The organism is Enterobacter sp. Taxon_8 (assembly GCF_058354585.1).
The window spans coordinates 3,275,323-3,292,659 of record NZ_CM177989.1 but is presented as its reverse complement, the minus strand read 5'-3'; the positions used below and the strand labels follow the sequence as shown (position 1 = coordinate 3,292,659).

General features: G+C 55.3%; 17 protein-coding genes. 1 reads left to right on the top strand and 16 read right to left on the bottom strand.

Annotated features, from left to right (window positions below):
• Position 1 precedes the first annotated feature (1 nt).
• The 7 genes from mrdA to leuS form a co-directional block, all read right to left on the bottom strand.
• On the bottom strand, positions 2 to 1,903 hold the full coding sequence (mrdA, locus tag AC4IBF_RS15715; RefSeq protein WP_008501038.1) for a peptidoglycan DD-transpeptidase MrdA: 1,902 nt from the start codon (positions 1,901 to 1,903) through the stop codon (positions 2 to 4).
• Between the two features lie 28 nt (positions 1,904 to 1,931).
• On the bottom strand, positions 1,932 to 2,399 hold the full coding sequence (gene rlmH, locus AC4IBF_RS15710) for a 23S rRNA (pseudouridine(1915)-N(3))-methyltransferase RlmH (RefSeq protein WP_023310748.1): 468 nt from the start codon (positions 2,397 to 2,399) through the stop codon (positions 1,932 to 1,934).
• Positions 2,400 to 2,402: 3 nt separating this feature from the next.
• Positions 2,403 to 2,720, bottom strand: coding sequence for a ribosome silencing factor (rsfS, locus tag AC4IBF_RS15705; RefSeq protein WP_115874490.1), 318 nt, complete (start codon positions 2,718 to 2,720; stop codon positions 2,403 to 2,405).
• A 269-nt stretch (positions 2,721 to 2,989) separates the two neighbouring features.
• On the bottom strand, positions 2,990 to 3,655 hold the full coding sequence (gene nadD / locus AC4IBF_RS15700) for a nicotinate-nucleotide adenylyltransferase (RefSeq protein ID WP_136195347.1): 666 nt from the start codon (positions 3,653 to 3,655) through the stop codon (positions 2,990 to 2,992).
• On the bottom strand, positions 3,648 to 4,679 hold the full coding sequence (gene holA / locus AC4IBF_RS15695; RefSeq protein WP_223582399.1) for a DNA polymerase III subunit delta: 1,032 nt from the start codon (positions 4,677 to 4,679) through the stop codon (positions 3,648 to 3,650). Before holA ends, nadD begins: the two co-directional genes overlap by 8 nt.
• A complete protein-coding gene (gene lptE, locus AC4IBF_RS15690; protein ID WP_252092646.1) occupies positions 4,679 to 5,248 on the bottom strand; it encodes an LPS assembly lipoprotein LptE in 570 nt (189 codons plus the stop codon). The genes holA and lptE overlap by 1 nt, the downstream gene beginning before the upstream one ends.
• Before the next feature lie 14 nt (positions 5,249 to 5,262).
• Positions 5,263 to 7,845, bottom strand: a complete 2,583-nt coding sequence (gene leuS / locus AC4IBF_RS15685) for a leucine--tRNA ligase (protein ID WP_143344829.1) — start codon at positions 7,843 to 7,845, stop codon at positions 5,263 to 5,265.
• A gap of 214 nt (positions 7,846 to 8,059) precedes the next feature.
• On the opposite strand from leuS, the gene AC4IBF_RS15680 reads away from it, so the two are divergent.
• Complete coding sequence (locus tag AC4IBF_RS15680; protein WP_111964474.1) at positions 8,060 to 8,542, top strand: zinc ribbon-containing protein; 483 nt, start codon at positions 8,060 to 8,062, stop codon at positions 8,540 to 8,542.
• 63 nt (positions 8,543 to 8,605) lie between these two features.
• Here AC4IBF_RS15680 and rihA read toward each other — a convergent pair whose 3' ends face one another.
• From rihA to AC4IBF_RS15635, 9 genes are all read right to left on the bottom strand, one after another.
• Entirely contained in the window at positions 8,606 to 9,544 is a 939-nt protein-coding gene (gene rihA / locus AC4IBF_RS15675) for a pyrimidine-specific ribonucleoside hydrolase RihA (protein ID WP_252092647.1), read from the bottom strand.
• A gap of 120 nt (positions 9,545 to 9,664) precedes the next feature.
• The gene (locus tag AC4IBF_RS15670; RefSeq protein WP_014883001.1) at positions 9,665 to 10,390 is read right to left on the bottom strand and encodes an amino acid ABC transporter ATP-binding protein; all 726 of its coding nucleotides are present in this window, start codon (positions 10,388 to 10,390) and stop codon (positions 9,665 to 9,667) included.
• A complete protein-coding gene (gltK, locus tag AC4IBF_RS15665) occupies positions 10,390 to 11,064 on the bottom strand; it encodes a glutamate/aspartate ABC transporter permease GltK (protein ID WP_111964391.1) in 675 nt (224 codons plus the stop codon). The genes AC4IBF_RS15670 and gltK overlap by 1 nt, the downstream gene beginning before the upstream one ends.
• Positions 11,064 to 11,804, bottom strand: a complete 741-nt coding sequence (gltJ, locus tag AC4IBF_RS15660; RefSeq protein WP_008501048.1) for a glutamate/aspartate ABC transporter permease GltJ — start codon at positions 11,802 to 11,804, stop codon at positions 11,064 to 11,066. The genes gltK and gltJ overlap by 1 nt, the downstream gene beginning before the upstream one ends.
• A gap of 155 nt (positions 11,805 to 11,959) precedes the next feature.
• The gene (locus AC4IBF_RS15655; protein WP_008501049.1) at positions 11,960 to 12,865 is read right to left on the bottom strand and encodes an amino acid ABC transporter substrate-binding protein; all 906 of its coding nucleotides are present in this window, start codon (positions 12,863 to 12,865) and stop codon (positions 11,960 to 11,962) included.
• 354 nt (positions 12,866 to 13,219) lie between these two features.
• Complete coding sequence (gene lnt / locus AC4IBF_RS15650) at positions 13,220 to 14,758, bottom strand: apolipoprotein N-acyltransferase (RefSeq protein ID WP_133293992.1); 1,539 nt, start codon at positions 14,756 to 14,758, stop codon at positions 13,220 to 13,222.
• Positions 14,759 to 14,763: 5 nt separating this feature from the next.
• Positions 14,764 to 15,642: a CNNM family magnesium/cobalt transport protein CorC gene (gene corC / locus AC4IBF_RS15645; RefSeq protein ID WP_021242574.1), complete on the bottom strand. Its 879-nt coding sequence runs from the start codon at positions 15,640 to 15,642 to the stop codon at positions 14,764 to 14,766.
• Positions 15,643 to 15,731: 89 nt separating this feature from the next.
• The gene (gene ybeY, locus AC4IBF_RS15640; RefSeq protein ID WP_008501052.1) at positions 15,732 to 16,199 is read right to left on the bottom strand and encodes an rRNA maturation RNase YbeY; all 468 of its coding nucleotides are present in this window, start codon (positions 16,197 to 16,199) and stop codon (positions 15,732 to 15,734) included.
• Positions 16,196 to 17,242 carry a PhoH family protein gene (locus AC4IBF_RS15635; RefSeq protein WP_008501053.1) on the bottom strand — a complete coding sequence of 349 codons (1,047 nt, stop codon included), beginning with the start codon at positions 17,240 to 17,242 and terminating at the stop codon, positions 16,196 to 16,198. Before AC4IBF_RS15635 ends, ybeY begins: the two co-directional genes overlap by 4 nt.
• Between the last annotated feature and the right edge of the window lie 95 nt (positions 17,243 to 17,337).

The following is a 17,337-nucleotide window of genomic DNA, read 5'->3' as shown; positions in this document are numbered from 1 at the left end:
ATTATTGGTCCTCCGCCGCAGCGGCGGCCGGGTTTTCAGCCGGCAGTTCGGTGTTGTTATCACCCAGCATGATGTGGTCAAGGATCTGGCGCATGATGGTCCCTACTGCAGGCCCGGCACCGCCGTTCTCGAGAATCATTGCCACCGCGACCTGCGGGTTGTCATAAGGAGCAAACGCCGTCATCAGCTTATGGTCACGCAGACGTTCAGCAATGCGGTGCGCGTTATAGGTTTCATTGGCCTTAAGACCAAACACCTGCGCAGTACCGGACTTCGCCGCCACTTTGTACGGCGTCCCGGCGAAATACTTGTGTGCGGTACCGTTCGGGCGGTTTGCCACGCCGTACATACCGTCTTTCGCAATTTCCCAGAAGCCTGAATGTATGTCACCCACCGGGGCTTCATGCGGCTGGTTCCACGGCACTTTTTTGCCGTCTTCAACCGTACTCTGCAGCAGATGCGGCACTTTCACCACGCCGTCATTGATGAGGATCATCATGGCTTTGTTCATCTGAAGCGGCGTTGCCGTCCAGTAGCCCTGACCGATACCCACCGGAATGGTGTCGCCCTGATACCACGGTTTTTTAAAACGCTTCAGCTTCCATTCGCGCGTCGGCATGTTGCCGGAGCGTTCTTCTGCAAGGTCAACGCCGGTATAGTGTCCGTAGCCGAATTTGCTCATCCATTCTGACAGGCGGTCGATCCCCATGTCATACGCCACCTGATAGAAGAAGGTATCCGCAGACTCCTCCAGCGATTTGGTGACGTTCAGATGACCGTGGCCCCATTTTTTCCAGTCACGATAGCGCTTATCTGAGCCAGGCAGCTGCCACCAGCCTGGGTCAAACAGGCTGGTATTACGGTTGATGACGCCGGCACTCAGCGCAGAAACCGCGACGTACGGTTTAACCGTTGATGCCGGCGGGTAAACCCCTTGCGTTGCACGGTTCACCAGCGGCGTGTTCGGATCGTTCAGCAGACCGGAATAGTCTTTACTGGATATGCCGTCAACGAAGAGGTTCGGGTCATAGCTAGGCATGGAGACCATCGCCAGGATGCCGCCGGTACGAGGATCGGTGACCACAACGGCTGCACGACTGCCCGCCAGCAGGGTTTCAATATACTGCTGAAGCTTGAGGTCGAGCGTCAGATAGACGTCATGCCCCGCCTGAGGCGGCACTTCTTTCAGCTGGCGGATCACGCGGCCACGGTTGTTAACCTCAACCTCTTCATAGCCGGTTTGCCCGTGCAGAACGTCTTCGTAGTAACGTTCGATCCCCAGCTTACCGATATCGTGCGTTGCGGCGTAGTTGGCCAGCTTGCCGTCTTTATCAAGACGGTCAACGTCTTTGTCGTTAATTTTGGAAACGTAGCCAATCACATGCGTCAGGGCGGAGCCGTAGGGATAGTAGCGACGCTTATAGCCCTTCACTTCCACGCCGGGGAAACGGTACTGGTTCACCGCAAAGCGGGCCACCTGAACTTCCGTCAGATTGGTTTTAACCGGAATGGAGGTAAAACGGTGAGAGCGGGCGCGCTCTTTTTTGAAGGCGGCGATATCGTCATCGTTAAGGTCGACAACGCTCTTTAGCGCTTCCAGCGTATCCTGAACGTTATCGACTTTTTCCGGCATCATCTCGATTTGATAGATGGTGCGGTTCAACGCCAGCGGGGTGCCGTTACGATCGTAAATAATGCCGCGGCTGGGTGCTATAGGCACCAGCTTAATACGGTTTTCGTTTGAACGCGTCTGGTAGTCGGTAAAGCGGACAATTTGCAGATTATAGAGGTTGGCGATCAGCACGCCGGTAAGCAGCAAAATCCCGGTAAAGGCGACCAGCGCCCGGCGCACAAACAGCGCGGACTCAGCCGTATAGTCGCGAAAAGAATTCTGTAGTTTCATCCGCTGCTTAATCTACCCTGGTCAGTCATTACTCGCGGTGATAGGGGTGGTTGGTAGTAATGCTCCACGCGCGATACAGGCTTTCAGCCACCAGTACCCGAACGAGCGGGTGGGGAAGCGTCAGCGCGGAGAGGGACCAACTTTGTTCAGCCGCCGCTTTGCAGGCAGGGGATAACCCTTCTGGCCCGCCAATCAACAGACTGACGTCACGGCCATCCTGCTTCCAGCGCTCCAGTTCTTGCGCCAGCTGCGGCGTATCCCAGGGTTTACCTGGAATATCGAGGGTGACGATGCGGTTCTTGCCTGCGGCAGCCAGCATCAGTTCTCCCTCTTTATCGAGAATACGTTTGATATCAGCGTTCTTGCCGCGCTTACCGGCGGGAATTTCCACCAGCTCGAACGGCATGTCTTTTGGAAAACGACGCAGATATTCAGTAAAACCGGTTTGTACCCAGTCCGGCATTTTGGTGCCGACGGCGACCAGCTGCAACTTCACGCATTAACTCCAGAGTTTTTCCAGCTCATACAGGCGACGGCTCTCGTCCTGCATGACGTGGACAATCACATCGCCGAGGTCGACTACTACCCAGTCAGCCGTCGCTTCACCTTCAACGCCCAGCGGCAACAGCCCTGCTGCACGCGATTCCTGAACCACGTGATCGGCAATCGAAACAACATGACGCGTCGATGTACCGGTGCAGATGATCATGCAGTCGGTAATACTGGATTTACCCTTAACGTCGATAGCGATGATGTCCTGACCTTTCAGGTCATCAATTTTGTCAATAACAAAATCCTGGAGTGCTTTACCCTGCAAGTTTTCCCCCTGGGGTGAATGAGATTGTAAAACTTTGAATTCGTAGCCAGACAGTATACCTGAACTCACGCCTGTGTCGGGACAAATGTCTCCGGTCGGGCTTCAGAAGGCGGGTATCATCCCACCCTCCGCCTGAGATTGCATCGCCATTTTTGTAAAACAATTTCTGTAAAGCAATTATCGGCGGGAAAGTCTGGCAGCGGAGAATAACAGTATGGCTTACCCTGTCAAGGCAGGATAAACAATAAGCCGCTTTTTATGCCTTCCGGCTATTCATCTGCGCTTTTCTGATACAAACCGTGCGCATGGATATAGGCTAACACCGGTGCGGGGAGCAGATCGTCACAGGCTAAACCCTGCTGTAAACGCTCACGAATGAGGGTCGCAGAGATATCGAACCACGGCGTTTCCGCCAGATAGATCTTCCCGGCAGGCTGATTATGAAGATCTTCAACATTATCGGTGAGATGGTCTTCCAGCCACTGCTGGTACTGCGCTTCGCGCATGGTCAGCGGATAGCCCGGACGGCGGCAGACCAGCAGGTGGCTGTTGTCCAGAATAGTTTCATACTGATGCCATGTGGGGAAATTCAGCAGGGAATCCTGGCCGATGATAAACGCCAGCGGCTGGTCTGGCCCTTGTTCGGCGCGCCACTCCTGAAGCGTCTGAGATGTCCAGGAGGGGGTGTCGCGACGCAGCTCACGCTCGTCAAGTCGGAAGAGGGGTTTATCCGCAATGGCAAGGGCAAGCATCTCTTTTCGCTGCTCGCTGGTCGCCTCGGGCTGTGGACGATGGGGCGGGACATTGTTGGGCATAATGGTGACGCGCTGAAGGCCGATCAGATTCGCCAGAATTTCAACCGGCTTCAGATGCCCGTAATGTACCGGGTCGAAGGTGCCGCCATATAAGGCCTGTAAAGAATGCATGCTATCCATCAATAAAAACGTCTGCCAGCGCCTTGTGGCAGAGCAGCAGAGAAAGGCTTTCCAGCTCCGCCCACACCGACTGGCCGTAATCTTGTTTTAACGTGAGCTCTGCGCGCATCAGAAGCTGTACAGCCTGACGAAGCTGTTCATGACTCAGGCGGTTGACGGCCTCGGTGGTCAAAGCCCGGCGATTTTGCCACACGCGGTGTTTATCAAACAGCGAACGCAGCGGCGTATGGGCAGACTGACGCTTGAGCGTAATCAGCAGCAGTAATTCGCGCTGCAGCGTACGCAGCAGAATAACGGGTTCGCTCCCTTCGAGACGCAGCTGTTGCAGAATATGCAGGGCGCGTTTGCTTTTCGCCGACAGCAGCGCGTCCACCCAGTGGAACGGCGTGAAGTGTGCTGCGTCGTTAACGGCCTGCTCGACGCGCGGCAAGGTCAGCTTGCCATCCGGCCAGAGCAGGGAGAGTCTGTCCAGCGCCTGTGCCAGTGCAAGCAGATTGCCTTCATAGCAGTAGCAGAGCAGTTGGTTCGCCGCATCATCCAGCTGAAGGTTGTTCTGCTTCGCTCTCGCTGCGACCCATTTTGGCAGATGCGCCTGTTCAGGCGTCTGACAGGTGACCTGCACCGCGTGGGCTGCGAGTTGGGTGAACCACGCCGCGTTTTCCTGCGCTTTGGTAAGCTTGTTACCGCGCACAATCAGCAGCAGATCGCTGTGAAGCAGGCTGACCAGCGTGGCCAGCTGTTCATTGATGGCCGCGTTAGGGCCGTTCTCCGGCAGCAGGATCTGAATAGTCTGGCGCGACGCAAAAAGGCTCATCGCCTGACAGAGTGAGAAGAGGGCATTCCAGTCGGTGCTGTTATCCAGTTGGACGGTGTGGTGTTCATCGAAGCCCTGAGAAGCGGCCTCATGCCGCACGGCATCCAGGCTTTCCTGAAGTAATAACGGATCGTTTCCAAGAAGCAGATACGCCGCGCGCAGCCCTTCTTTGAGCTGCGCGCGGAGTTGTTCAGGATACAGCCTGATCATCATTTACCCAGAGAGTTAGCAGCAGGAAGCGTGCCGGCAACCGGTTTTTCAACAATGTCAGAGCCTTGTTTGGTAGACGCTGCAATACTTGGCAGTTTACGGATCAGCTGTTCCGCCGCCTTGTCGTACATTTCGTTGATGATAATCTGCTGTTCGGCATCTTTTGCCAGCGCCGTCTGCGGGTTATCGAAGAACGAACGGTACACTTTAGCGCTGATTGGGTAGATGTCTTTACCCGGGATCAGGACCGCTGCGCTGACCGTCAGCACCATCTGATATTCAGCTGTACGGCCATCCTGGAAGATAGAAGCGGTATCTCTCGACAGACCTCCTCCTATAATACGCAGAGACGGTACATCCTGGCGCAGCGTTTGTTTTTCAACAAGCTCAACGCCGTTCAGACGTAGCTGATTACGAATTGCCCGGCTGAGTGGGCCATTCGGATCTGATGAGTCGAAAATCATCGTTTTCATCTCAGCAGGCACCGCCGTGGTATTGCGCAGGTGCCATCCGCAGCCAGCGGTGACAAGCACCGCCAGTGATAAGAGTATTGTTGCCAGTTGTCGCACGTTTCCTCCCGCGCTTAGCCAACGACCAGATTGAGCAGTTTACCCGGTACGTAGATCACTTTACGTACGGTAACGCCCTCAAGATATTTTGCGACCAGAGGTTCCTGACCCGCGCGCTCGCGAACCTGTTCTTCGGTTGCATCGACCGCCACGGTAATTTTACCGCGGACTTTACCGTTCACCTGAACCACTACCAGCGTCGTGTTTTCCACCATCGCTGCTTCGTCAGCCTGCGGCCACGGCGCGTTGTCGATATCTCCTTCGCCTTTCAGCTCCTGCCACAAGGTGAAGCTAACGTGTGGAGTGAACGGGTTCAGCATGCGAACAACAGCCAGCAGTGCTTCACGCATTAAGGCGCGATCCTGCTCACCGTCCTGCGGGGCTTTCGCCAGCTTGTTCATCAGTTCCATAATAGCCGCAATTGCGGTATTGAAGGTCTGACGACGACCAATATCATCGGTTACTTTCGCAATCGTTTTATGAACATCACGACGCAGCGCCTGCTGATCTTCAGTCAGTGCGGCGGCGTTCAGCGCCGGGGCATCACCCAGAGCAGTATGTTCGTAAACCAGTTTCCAGACGCGTTTCAGGAAACGGTTAGCGCCTTCAACGCCAGATTCCTGCCACTCCAGAGTCATATCAGCCGGAGAGGCAAACATCATGAACAGACGAACGGTGTCTGCACCGTAGCGCTCAACCATCACCTGTGGGTCGATACCGTTATTTTTCGACTTGGACATCTTGCTCATGCCGGTATAAACCAGTTCATGACCTTCGGCGTCTTTCGCCTTCACGATACGGCCTTTCTCGTCGCGCTCGACGATGGCGTCAACCGGAGAAACCCAGTTACGCTCGCCGTTGGCGCCGACGTAATAGAATGCATCTGCCAGCACCATGCCCTGACACAGCAGCTGTTTGGCCGGTTCGTCAGAGTTCACCATGCCCGCATCGCGCATCAGCTTGTGGAAGAAGCGGAAGTAGAGCAGGTGCATGATGGCGTGTTCAATGCCGCCGATGTAGATATCTACCGGCAGCCAGTAGTTTGCCGCTTTGGAATCCAGCATGCCTTCCTGATACTGCGGGCAGGTGTAGCGCGCATAGTACCAGGATGACTCCATAAAGGTGTCAAAGGTGTCGGTTTCACGCAGCGCAGGCTGACCGTTGACGGTGGTTTTTGCCCACTCAGGATCGGCTTTGATCGGGCTGGTGATGCCGTCCATGACGACGTCTTCCGGCAGGATCACCGGGAGCTGATCTTCAGGCGTTGGCATCACGGTGCCATCTTCCAGCGTCACCATTGGGATTGGTGCACCCCAGTAACGCTGACGGGATACGCCCCAGTCGCGCAGACGGAAGTTAACCTTACGCTCACCCACGCCCAGAGAGGCCAGCTTATCGGCGATGGCATTGAAGCCCTCTTCGAAGCTCAGACCGCTGAACTCGCCGGAGTTGAACAAGGTCCCTTTTTCGGTCAGCGCTTGTTCAGACAGGTCTGGTTCTGAACCGTCAGCCGCCAGGATAACAGGCTTGATGGTCAGGCCATATTTGGTGGCAAATTCGTAGTCGCGCTGATCGTGACCCGGAACGGCCATCACGGCGCCCGTGCCGTATTCCATCAGTACGAAGTTGGCGGCCCAGACAGGGATCGCTTCGCCAGTCAGCGGGTGAATGGCTTTAAAGCCGGTATCAACGCCTTTTTTCTCCATCGTTGCCATATCGGCTTCGGCCACTTTGGTGTTGCGGCATTCGTCGATGAAGGTAGACAGTTCCGGATTGTTTTCTGCCGCTTTCTGCGCCAGCGGGTGACCTGCGGCCACGGCTAGGTAGGTCGCGCCCATGAAGGTGTCCGGACGGGTGGTGTAGACGGTCAGGGTCTGGTCGTAGTTCTCAACGTTGAAGGTGATTTCCACGCCTTCGGAACGGCCGATCCAGTTGCGCTGCATGGTCTTAACGGTATCTGGCCAGTGGTCCAGATTATCCAGATCGTTCAGCAGCTCATCAGCGTAAGCGGTGATTTTGATAAACCACTGAGGGATCTCTTTACGCTCAACTTTGGTGTCACAGCGCCAGCAGCAGCCATCAATAACCTGTTCGTTCGCGAGAACGGTCTGGTCGTTCGGGCACCAGTTAACGGCAGAGGTCTTCTTATACACCAGCCCTTTTTTGTACAGCTCGGTGAAGAACTTCTGCTCCCAGCGATAGTATTCTGGGGTACAGGTTGCCAGCTCGCGGCTCCAGTCATAGCCAAAGCCCAGCATTTTGAGCTGGTTTTTCATGTACGCGATGTTGTCGTACGTCCACGGTGCCGGTGCGGTGTTGTTTTTGACCGCTGCGCCTTCCGCAGGAAGACCGAACGCATCCCAGCCGATAGGCTGGAGCACGTTTTTGCCGAGCATGCGCTGGTAACGCGCAATCACATCGCCGATGGTGTAGTTACGCACGTGGCCCATGTGTAGTCGACCAGAAGGATAGGGAAGCATCGACAGGCAGTAATACTTCTCTTTGCTCTCGTCTTCGGTTACTTCAAAGGTGCGCTTCTCGTCCCAGTGTTGCTGGACTTTTGATTCTATCTCTTCCGGGCGGTATTGCTCTTGCATGGCAGCCAGTGGTCCTGTTTTCAATACAGCTACAAATGTAGCCAATGGATGTGGTAATTCAGATCCGCATAGCATAGCCCAAACGCCCGCGTCAAAACAGCCTTTCGCACAAATGCGCTTTGCAGGAATTTACCGGGTCTGTGCTTCACCTGACAAAGCGGCGGTGAAATAAGGTCTATTATTAGAAATAGTTACTTACCCGGGAGGCAAAATGATGAACAAGGTTGCTCAATTTTACCGCGAACTGGTGGCGACACTGACGGAGCGGCTGCGTAACGGCGAGCGCGATATCGACGCGCTGGTGGAGCAGGCGCGTGCCCGTGTGTCGCAAACGGGTGAGTTAACGCGAACCGAAGTGGAAGAGGTGACGCGTGCCGTGCGTCGCGATCTGGAAGAGTTTGCTCGCAGCTACCAGGAGAGCCAGGAGGAGGTCACGGACAGCGTTTTCATGCGGGTGATCAAAGAGAGCCTGTGGCAGGAGCTGGCCGACATCACGGATAAAACGCAGCTGGAGTGGCGTGAAGTCTTTCAGGATTTGAACCACCACGGTGTGTACCACAGCGGTGAGGTGGTCGGGCTGGGAAATCTGGTGTGCGAGAATTGCCACCACCATATTGCGGTCTATACGCCGGACGTGCTGCCGCTGTGTCCGAAATGCGGCCACGATCAGTTCCAGCGTCGGCCGTTTGAGCCCTAGGTAAAGCGCAGGTTTGCGCCCTCTCCCTGTGGGAGAGGGCCGGGGTGAGGGCATCAGGCCGCACTACGCACTATAGTAAGCCAGCCTCTCCGCCAGCAAATCCACAAACGCCTCCCGGTCAATATCCACCATCACCGTAGTATTCGGCTTATTTCCCCTCAGTGAGTAGTAGTCCACCACCGTCATGCCCTGGGTGTATTTCCCCTGCGTTTCGACGCCAACCCATCTGTGAACCGTAGTAAACATCTCCGGTTTTAACAGCCAGGCAATGGTACACGGATCGTGCAGCGGCGCGCCGTGGAAGCCCCACTTCTCGGCTTTGTGATACTCCATAAAGAAGTCGAGCAGCTCAGCCACGGTTGTCGCGACCGGATTACCCACGGCACGGAAGCGCTCAATGTCGTCTGCCATAATCTGTGCGCGATGGGTCACGTCCAGCCCTGCCATCACAACTGGCAAGCCTGACTGGAACACAATCTCCGCCGCTTCCGGGTCGACAAAAATGTTGAATTCTGCAGACGGCGTCCAGTTTCCCAGCCCCATGGCTCCGCCCATGATGACGATACGGGCGATTTTACCGTGCAGTTCAGGATGGCAGTTCAGCAGCAGCGCGACGTTGGTTTGCGGTCCCGTTGCCACCAGCGTGACGGGCTCCGCGCTCTCGCGCAGCACCTTCGCCATCAGCTCCACGGCGGTACAGTTTTGCGGCGTAAAGCCCGGCTCCGGCAGTGCCGGACCGTCCAGCCCGCTTTCACCATGCACGTTATCCGCGATAATTAATTCACGCATCAGGGGCTTGAGGGCGCCACCGGCGACGGGAATATCGGTGCGCCCAAGCAGCGTCAGCATGCGCAAAACGTTACGCAGGGTTTTATCCGGCGTCTGGTTTCCGGCGGAAGAGGTGACGGCTTTGACGTCGAGTTCAGGGGAGGCAAGTGCAAGAACGAGCGCGATCGCGTCATCATGACCCGGATCGCAATCGAAAATGATGGGTTGTGCCATAGCGTTCTCCATTTATAGCGTTATTTTGTGACAAGGTTAACGCTGCAATGTGACGCCGAATAGATAAAGAGAGTTAAAGCGTGAAGCAGTGCGCAATCCGCAGATTGCGCACCGGGAAGATTAGTGCAGGATTTTGGCGAGGAAATCTTTCGCACGTTCAGATTTCGGGTTGGCGAAGAACTCCTCTTTCGGAGAATCTTCGACAATTTTCCCTTCGTCCATAAAGATCACGCGGTTGGCCACCTTACGTGCGAAGCCCATTTCGTGGGTCACAACCATCATGGTCATCCCTTCGTGCGCCAGCTCGACCATCACGTCCAGCACTTCGTTGATCATCTCTGGATCGAGCGCCGACGTTGGCTCATCAAACAGCATCGCCACCGGATCCATGCACAGCGCGCGGGCGATCGCCACACGCTGCTGCTGGCCGCCAGAAAGCTGCGCCGGGAACTTATCGGCATGCGCCGAGAGCCCAACGCGTTCCAGGAGCTTAAGGCCTTTCTCGCGCGACGCTTTTTTATCACGCTTAAGCACTTTTACCTGCGCCAGCGTCAGGTTCTCAATAATGGAGAGGTGTGGGAATAGCTCAAAATGCTGGAACACCATGCCAACGTGAGAGCGAAGCTGGGCGAGGTTGGTTTTCTTGTCGTTGACTTTGGTGCCGTTGACGACGATCTCACCCTGCTGGACCGGCTCCAGTCCGTTAACAGTTTTGATCAGCGTCGATTTACCGGAACCGGACGGCCCGCACACCACTACCACATCACCTTTTTTTACCTCGGTGGAGCAGTCGGTCAGCACCTGAAAGTGCCCATACCATTTAGAAACATTTTTCAGGGAAATCATTATACCGTCCTTTTCTTCAGCCAGCTGACCAACAGCGACGCGCTTAAACTAATCACAAAATAGACCGCACCCGCAAAGAGCACCATCTCAACCTGCGTACCATCACGTTCGCCGATGGTTGACGCGGTACGGAAAAAGTCTGCCAGACTCAGAACGTAGACCAGCGAGGTATCCTGGAACAACACGATACCCTGGGTAAGCAGGAGCGGAACCATGGCGCGAAACGCCTGCGGCAGAATAATGAGCTGCATGGACTGCCAGTGCGTCATCCCCAGGGCCAGCGCGGCGCTGGATTGCCCACGGGAGATACTCTGAATGCCCGCTCGGATAATCTCAGAGTAGTAAGCGGCCTCAAACATTGAGAACGCCACCATGGCGGAGATCAGACGGATATCGGTTTTCGGCGACAGCCCCAGCACGTTTTGCAGGAAGCCGGGCACAATCAGGTAAAACCACAACAGCACCATCACCAGCGGGATGGAACGGAACACGTTAACGTAGGCGGTTGCAAACCATGCGAGCGGCTTAAAGCTCGACAGGCGCATGACGGCCAGCAGGGTGCCCCAGACGATACCGACGATGATGGCAATGACGGTGATTTTTAAGGTAATCATCAGTCCATCAAGCAGGTAAGGCATGGATGGAACGACAGAACTCCAGTCAAATTCGTACATTATTTGCCCCCCATGTTGCCCGGCAGGCGAATTTTGCGTTCAACCAGGTTCATCACCAGCATGATGAAAGCGTTAATCAGAACATACGCGAGCGTGATCGCGGTGAAGGATTCCCACGCGTGAGCGGAGTAATCCAGCAGTTTGCCCGCCTGCGCGGCCATATCGACCAGGCCGATAGTCGAGGCGATGGCCGAGTTTTTCACCAGGTTCATCATCTCTGAGGTCATCGGTGGAACGATAACGCGGTAGGCGTTTGGCAGCAGCACGTAGCGGTAGGTTTGGGGCAGCGTCAGGCCCATCGCCAGGCCCGCATTTTTTTGTCCGCGCGGCAATGACTGAATGGCGGCACGCACCTGCTCGCAAACGCGCGCAGCGGTAAACAGCCCCAGACACATCATGGAGGAGACAAAAAACTGCACGTTCGGATCCAGTTCCGACTTGAACCACATGCCAATATTTTCCGGCAGCAGTTCCGGGATAACCAGATACCAGGTAAAGAATTGCACGATCAGCGGAACGTTACGGAACAGTTCCACATACAGGGTGCCAAGTGTTGAAAGAAAGCGGTTAGGGACGGTGCGCAGAATACCGAACAAAGAACCGACAAGAAACGCGATAATCCACGCCGTTATCGATAATGCCACGGTGACCTGAAAGCCGCTCCACAGCCAGCCAAGATAGGTGGTGTTGCCGAACGGGGCTTGTTGCAGGAATATGCCCCAGTTCCAGTCGATTGACATAATAAACTCCAGAAAAAAAAGGGTAGCAGCGCTACCCTCGAAGATTGGTGAGAAGCTCATTTTTCGCGCTGAGTGGGGAACGACCACTCAACGTATAGTCTGTCCATGCTTCCCGACAATCGAGAGGGCAGGAGATCCCGCCCCTGTTGTTCTAATTAGTTAAGAGCCTTGTCATTTGGAGATTTGAACAGCGCTTTCATGTCGTCAGACAGTTCAAAATTCATGTTCAGGTTTTTCGGTGGAATCGGGTTCTTGAACCATTTGTCGAACCATTTTTCCGCTTCGCCGGAGGTCTGCACCTGAGCGATGGTGTCATCGATCAGCTTTTTAAACTGCGGATCGTCTTTACGCAGCATACAGCCGTAGGCTTCTTTCGACTGCGCGGTACCGACGATATCCCAGTTGTCTGGTTTTTTCGCTTTCGCACGCTCGCCCGCCAGCAGGGCGTCATCCATCATAAATGCGACGGCACGACCGCTTTCCAGGGTACGGAAGGAGTCGCCATGGTCTTTCGCGCTGATGATGCGCATGTCCATTTTCTTCTCGTCGTTCAGCTTGTGGAGCAGCACTTCTGACGTGGTACCGGAGGTCACGACAACCGCTTTACCTTTCAGGTCAGCGAAGTCTTTGATCTCACCGCCTTTCTTCGTCAGCAGGCGGGTACCCACGACAAAGATGGTGTCAGAGAAAGCAGCCTGTTTCTGACGCTCCAGGTTGTTAGTGGTGGAGCCACACTCGAAGTCAAAGGTGCCGTTTTGCAGCAGTGGAATACGGTTCTGTGAAGTGATTGGGATCAGCTTCACCTGCAGGTCAGGTTTGTTCAGCTTTTTCTTCACGGCTTCAACGATGGCGTTGGAGTAATCCTGTGAATAGCCCACGACTTTTTGCGTGTTGTCGTAGTAAGAGAACGGGACAGAAGATTCACGGTGGCCGACCACGATAACGCCGTTTTTGGCAATCTTGTCGAGAGTACTGCCTGCTGCAGGCGCATCTTCAGCGTGAACCACGCCTGCAGACATTCCCATAACCAGCATTGCTGTGGCCAGTTTACGTAATTGCATACCCAACTCCTTTTTTATCAGCGCCAGCGACGCATTGATACCCATTGTGATGTTGTTATATCTCGCGCAATGCGAGTGCAGTGTTATGCAAGCTTGTTAACATTTAGTCTGGCTTAATGTAAAGATTTTGCTGCGTTATTGTTTATTTTTGCGAAGCGCGCCGCACCATTCAGAGGCAAATATCTCCCGTTGCACCGTTACGGTGCTGCCGGTGATCTACGCTGGTGCGACAAAGTTGCACGTTAAGCCAAACTGCGTTTACCTGAATAAACAAAGCAATAGGCGTGCCAGTTTTAAGATTTGGGAGGGATTGCCGGGTAAGGCGTAGCCGCCACCCGGCAACAGAAGGGAAGGTTATTTACGACGCTGGCGCAGGCTCATCAGCACCGCGCCAAAGCCGAATAGCGCGGTCAGGATCCACAGCGGCCAGTTGCCGGTGCGCGCATATGGAGTCAGGCCTGTGGTTGGCGTGACATTCGTGGTCAGCACCTCTCGGGTAAACTGCGGGATCATCGCCTGGATTTCACCCTGCGGACCAATCACGGCGGTGATGCCGTTGTTGGTGCTGCGCAGCAGCGGACGCGCCAGCTCCAGAGAGCGCATACGTGCCATCTGGAAGTGCTGCCACGGGCCGATAGACTTACCAAACCAGGCATCGTTGGAGATGGTCAGCAGATAGTCTGTATCAGGGCGGAAGTTATCACGCACCTGCTCGCCGAGGATGATTTCGTAGCAGATAGCCGCCGTCAGGGCTGCGCCGTGCGCGTGCAGCTGAGGCTGTACGTACGGGCCGCGGCTGAAGGAGGACATCGGCAGGTCGAAGAACGGGGCCAGCGGGCGCAGAATCGACTCCAGCGGGACAAATTCACCGAACGGCACCAGATGGTTCTTGTTGTACCGGTCAGTGGAGTGGTAGCTGTATTCGCTGTCTTTTCCGAGCGTAATGATGGTGTTGTAGGTGTCGTAGCGGTTCTGCTGATTCAGACGTGCATCGACAATCCCGGTGATTAGCGTGCTGCCACGCGAGAGCAGCAGGTCGTTCATCATGTTGAGGAACGGCTGCTGGTTGATCTCCAGATCGGGAATGGCAGACTCCGGCCAGATAATCAGCTGCGATTTACCCATCACCTCTTCGGTGGCGTTGGCGTAGATCTTCAGCGTGTTCAGCAGCTCTTTCTCGTCCCACTTCATGGACTGCGGGATGTTCCCCTGAACCATGGAAACCTGCATGGCGCGCGCGGGCTCAGGCGTGAACCACTGGATATAGCGCAGCGGGAAGGGCAGGGCGAACAGCACCAGCGCCACAACCAGCGGCTTCCAGCCGCGCGTGACCAGCGCCAGGACCAGCAGGCCGCTGACCACCATCAGCAGGAAGTTAATGGCCTCAACGCCCATGACCGGCGCCAGGCCCTTGAGCGGGCCGTCAATCTGACTGTAGCCGAACTGCAGCCACGGGAAGCCGGTCAGCACCCAGCCGCGCAGGAACTCCGTGATTTGCCAGACCACCGGTGCGGCAATGGCGACGCGCAGCCAAGTGGTTTTGGGCCACAGGCGAGAAAGGATGCCGGCGAACAGGCCGGTATAAAGCGAGAGATACGCGGCGAGCAGGACCACCAGGAAGACGTTTACCGGGCCAGGCATACCGCCAAACTGGGCGATGCTGACGTAGACCCAGTTAATACCTGAGCCAAACAGCCCCAGTCCCCAGAAGTAGCCGATAGCGGCAGCCTGTACCGGACGACGGTTCAGGGTCAGACCCTGAAGCCCCATCAGGGAGAGTATGGCCGCGGGCCAGATATCGTAAGGAGAAAAAGCCAGCGTACCGCTGGCTCCGAGTAACAGCGCCAGCAGCAAACGGACGCGCTGGCGTTCAAGCAATGGGGCAAATGCCATTTACATTAATCTTCCAGTTTTGGCACCGGTGAGTCGTCCGGCGTTCTGACATGAACCTGTATAATACGTCGGCTGTCGGCCATGGCTACTTTGAACTGGTAACCGTCGATGTCAACGGTCTCACCGCGCGCCGGGAGGTGGCCAAAGGCCTGCATCACCAGCCCGCCAATGGTATCGACCTCTTCATCGCTGAAGTGGGTCCCGAAGGCGTCGTTGAAGTCCTCAATGGAGGCCAGCGCGCGCACGGTCCAGGTGTGGCGGCTGAGCTGACGGAAGTCGATATCCTCTTCTTCGTCGTACTCGTCTTCGATTTCGCCCACGATCAGCTCAAGGATATCCTCGATCGTGACCAGACCGGAGACGCCACCAAATTCATCAATAACAATCGCCATGTGGTAACGCTGAGAGCGAAACTCTTTCAGCATCCGATCCACACGTTTACTTTCCGGCACAACCACGGCCTGGCGTAACACTTTTTCCATGCTGAAGGCTTCGGCATCGCTGCGCATAAACGGCAGCAGATCTTTCGCCATCAAAATCCCTTCGATGTGATCTTTGTCTTCGCTGATGACCGGGAAACGCGAGTGGGCGGATTCGATGATGACATCGAGGCACTCGTCCAGGGTCTGGTTACGTTTCAGGGTGATCATCTGCGAGCGGGGGATCATGATATCGCGAACGCGCTGGTCGGCGATGTCCATAACCCCTTCGAGCATTTCGCGCGTATCTTCGTCGATAAGGTCGTTCTGCCCGGAATCACGAATCAGCTCCAGCAGTTCATCACGGTTTTTGGGTTCGCCGTGGAAAAGCTGGTTCAGAATGAGGGAGAAAAATCCCTTTTTACTGGTTGTCGTGTCGCTACTGTGTGAATTGTCGTCGCTCATGGCGTTTGTTAAGGGTTCTCTTGTTAGTTCAACGTATACAGCCACGCGATATCCTTTCGTGGCGGCATGGGAGTCAGTCAGGTGACGGACTATTCTTTCTCGGCAATGTACGGATCCTCATAGCCCAGAGCAAGCATTATCTCTGTCTCGAGGGACTCCATCTCTTCCGCTTCGTCATCTTCAATGTGATCGTAGCCGAGCAGATGCAGACTGCCGTGTACCACCATATGCGCCCAGTGGGCCTCAAGCGGCTTTTGCTGCTCTTTGGCTTCCTGTTCAACCACCTGACGGCAGATGATCAGATCGCCCAGCAGCGGCATCTCAATGCCCGGAGGCGCTTCGAACGGGAAAGAGAGCACGTTGGTCGGCTTATCTTTCCCGCGATAGGTCAGGTTAAGCTCATGGCTTTCCGCTTCATCCACCAGGCGAATCGTAACTTCTGATTCTTCCTGAAACTGAGGAATAACGGCATCCAGCCATTTCTGAAACTGTGCCTCATCTGGCATGCCGGAATTGTCTTCACAGGCCAGCTGTAAATCGAGGATCACCTGACTCATTTCTGTTCTTGCTCCTGCGCTTCGCGCTTACGTTCTGCGGCCAGTTCGGCCTTACGCTTCTGATCCGCCTCTTCCCAGGCTTCATAGGCGTTAACGATACGCGCGACCACCGGGTGGCGTACCACGTCTTCACTATGGAAGAAGTTAAAGCTGATTTCGTCGACCTCGGCCAGCACTTCAATGGCGTGGCGCAGGCCTGATTTGGTGCTGCGCGGCAGGTCGATCTGGGTGACGTCACCGGTGATGACCGCTTTCGAGTTAAAGCCGATACGCGTCAGGAACATTTTCATCTGTTCGATGGTGGTGTTCTGGCTTTCATCAAGAATGATGAACGCATCGTTCAGCGTACGGCCGCGCATGTAGGCGAGCGGGGCAACTTCGATAACGTTACGCTCAATGAGCTTCTCGACCTTCTCAAAGCCCAGCATTTCGAACAGCGCATCGTATAAAGGACGCAGATACGGGTCGACCTTCTGGCTCAGATCGCCCGGCAGGAAGCCCAGCTTTTCGCCCGCTTCAACGGCCGGACGGGTCAGCAGAATTCGACGGATCTCCTGGCGTTCCAGCGCATCGACCGCCGCGGCAACGGCCAGATAGGTTTTACCCGTGCCCGCCGGCCCCACCCCGAAGGTGATGTCGTGGTCGAGGATATTGGCGATGTACTGTGCCTGGTTTGGCGTACGCGGCTTAATGACGCCACGTTTCGTCTTGATATTGATTGCCTTACCGTAGTCCGGAACGCTTTCCGCGCTTTGCTCAAGCACGCGCGCCTCTTTAATGGCGAGGTGAATTTGTTCCGGTTCGATATCCTGAATTTCGCCGCGCATGGGGGATGTATCCACATACAGGCTACGCAGAATGTCCGCAGCGGCGTTGACGCAGATAGGGCGCCCGGTAAGTTTGAAATGATTATCGCGACGATTGATTTCGATACCGAGACGTCGCTCCAGTTGTTTGATGTTGTCATCAAACGGCCCGCACAGGCTCAGCAGGCGAGCGTTGTCTGCTGGCTCAAGGCTAATTTCACGCGTATCTATGTTCAAACTGTTCCTCTTTAATTGGTTAACTGACCCGCTGCCACACGGCGTAATAAAACGGTCATTACCGAAATTATTCACGCCACAGAATAAAGGCGCAA

What these genes read in the sequence shown, in the direction of transcription:
- gltK (WP_111964391.1), bottom strand. Translation starts at nt 11,064, where the DNA reads ATGTACGAATTTGACTGGAGTTCTGTCGTTCCATCCATGCCTTACCTG.
- leuS (WP_143344829.1), bottom strand. Translation starts at nt 7,845, where the DNA reads ATGCAAGAGCAATACCGCCCGGAAGAGATAGAATCAAAAGTCCAGCAA.
- nadD (WP_136195347.1), bottom strand. Translation starts at nt 3,655, where the DNA reads ATGGATAGCATGCATTCTTTACAGGCCTTATATGGCGGCACCTTCGAC.
- rihA (WP_252092647.1), bottom strand. Translation starts at nt 9,544, where the DNA reads ATGGCACAACCCATCATTTTCGATTGCGATCCGGGTCATGATGACGCG.
- holA (WP_223582399.1), bottom strand. Translation starts at nt 4,679, where the DNA reads ATGATCAGGCTGTATCCTGAACAACTCCGCGCGCAGCTCAAAGAAGGG.
- ybeY (WP_008501052.1), bottom strand. Translation starts at nt 16,199, where the DNA reads ATGAGTCAGGTGATCCTCGATTTACAGCTGGCCTGTGAAGACAATTCC.
- gltJ (WP_008501048.1), bottom strand. Translation starts at nt 11,804, where the DNA reads ATGTCAATCGACTGGAACTGGGGCATATTCCTGCAACAAGCCCCGTTC.
- lnt (WP_133293992.1), bottom strand. Translation starts at nt 14,758, where the DNA reads ATGGCATTTGCCCCATTGCTTGAACGCCAGCGCGTCCGTTTGCTGCTG.
- corC (WP_021242574.1), bottom strand. Translation starts at nt 15,642, where the DNA reads ATGAGCGACGACAATTCACACAGTAGCGACACGACAACCAGTAAAAAG.
- AC4IBF_RS15680 (WP_111964474.1), top strand. Translation starts at nt 8,060, where the DNA reads ATGAACAAGGTTGCTCAATTTTACCGCGAACTGGTGGCGACACTGACG.
- AC4IBF_RS15655 (WP_008501049.1), bottom strand. Translation starts at nt 12,865, where the DNA reads ATGCAATTACGTAAACTGGCCACAGCAATGCTGGTTATGGGAATGTCT.
- AC4IBF_RS15670 (WP_014883001.1), bottom strand. Translation starts at nt 10,390, where the DNA reads ATGATTTCCCTGAAAAATGTTTCTAAATGGTATGGGCACTTTCAGGTG.
- mrdA (WP_008501038.1), bottom strand. Translation starts at nt 1,903, where the DNA reads ATGAAACTACAGAATTCTTTTCGCGACTATACGGCTGAGTCCGCGCTG.